Annotated in this window: 1 protein-coding gene; it reads left to right on the top strand. The window is 35.6% G+C overall.

Annotation, left to right across the window (positions count from 1 at the left end):
• A partial coding sequence (locus EC396_RS12660) for a LamG domain-containing protein (protein WP_164975295.1) occupies window positions 1-1,995 on the top strand: 1,995 nt, incomplete at both ends.

Genomic DNA, 1,995 nt, shown 5'->3' on the forward strand with positions numbered 1-1,995 from the left:
TTCCTAATCCAGATGTGCCATATGCTACTACAGTAAATCTAGGTTGTTTGGAAGATGCTAATAATTATTATGTGATAATGTATGATAGAGGAGGTGGCGTAAACGGTCCGGGTGACGGTTGGGATCGTAACCTTCCTAATGTAGTATCTAATATTACGATTACTTCTGGAGGAGTAACTGTGCTTTCAAATGATGGTTGGACAGCCCGTAGTGGTGGTGTTAGGGTTAATTTCAATGTTAGTGGAGGTGGTGTTTGTAATAATCCAGAAGCTCCAGGTGGTGTTTTTACAGATTTAAATTTATGGTTAAAAGCCGATGCAGGTACAAATACAATTATTGAAGGAAATGGCATTACAAGTTGGGTAGATCAAAGTCCTTTAGGTTTTGATGCAATGGGAACTGGAAATACGACTTACCTTTCTTCATTTTCAAACTTTAACCCAGGTTTAAATTTTACTGATGACGATAGACCGTTATCTGGAAATATTAGTAGAACAAATGGAACAGGTTCAACCATATTTGTGGTTGGTAATATATCAACTGTTAATGATAAAGCGTTGATAGAACTTGGAACTGCTTCATCAAGAGCTTTTTTTATTGATAGAAGATATGCTGCAAATCCACCAGATCTTTATAGTCTTCAAATAAACAATACATTTGTTTGGTCTGTAAGTGATCCAGGGGGAACTGCGTCGGCAATGATTTATGAGGATGGAAATAATATTCATACTAATGGTACAAAAGCATTTAGTACAAGTTGGTCTACTGGGGGAAGTTATTATATAGGTGATGATAGATCAGGAGGAAATAGGCTTACGGGTGGAATTTCAGAAGTGATATATTATGATAGACAATTGTCACTTGCTAATCAAGTTAAAGTAGAATCTTACTTAGCAATTAAATACGGTATAACATTAGATAATACGGGTGGTGGCATTAATGGAGATTATATGGCTTCAAGCGGCAGTACGCCACTTTGGGATGCTTCGGCTAACAGTACTTATCATTACAATGTAGCAGGTATTGGTAGAGATGATGATTCTGTGTTAAATCAAAAGCAATCGACCTCTCAAAATGCAAATGCCAATGATATCACCATAGGTTTGGGCGATATTTACACTACAAACCTACTTAATACAAACACTTTTGCAACAGATCAAACATTTTTAATGTGGGGAAATAATAATTTACCTTTTGTTGCTGGTACTACGCTTACGGTAAATTTAAGCCAAGATATTGCAGGAGGCCCTTCAACAATTGTTTCGTTTACACCTATACAACGTGTATGGAAAATGAAAGAAACAAATGATGTTGAAAATGTGAAAATATCCATACCAGAAACCTTATTAACAAGTACTATTTCTGGTTCTAATGGTGGTGAGTATGTAATGGTTGTTTCTAGTAATAATACATTTAATGAAACTTCAACCTATGTGCCTTTAACGTTAAACGGTTCTAACCTTGAATGTATTTTTGATTTTACGGGTGAGCAGTATGTGACTTTTGGGTATAGACCTTATACAACTGAACAGCGCTCAATCTTTTTTGATGATAGAGATAACGATAGAATTAACTTAGGAAATACTTTGAATTTAAATCCAGCAGGATTTACAATTTCTTCTTGGATTAAATGGACTACAGGTGAAGATAGCGGTACTATTGTTGCAAAAAGAAATGATGGTAATTTAACCGATGGGTTTGAATTTAGAATTGGAGGCGAACAGTTGCGAATGCGATGGGCTAATAACGGAAGTATAGTTGCTAATTTAACTTCAAGCACTTTTATTCCCGATAATGAGTGGCATCATGTAGCTGCTATTTATAATGGAACAACTTTGTATTTATATATTGATGGTGTGTTGGATGGATCTAGAGTTGTAAGTGCACCTGTGAATAACGATTTTCCTTTTTATATTGGCGCTGCTGGAAATCCTAGAGATGAGTTTTATGGTTCTATAGACGAAGTACGTATTTGGAATGTTGCACTTTTACAAG

Source organism: Lutibacter sp. HS1-25 (assembly GCF_004121075.1).
Lineage (GTDB): Bacteria > Bacteroidota > Bacteroidia > Flavobacteriales > Flavobacteriaceae > Lutibacter.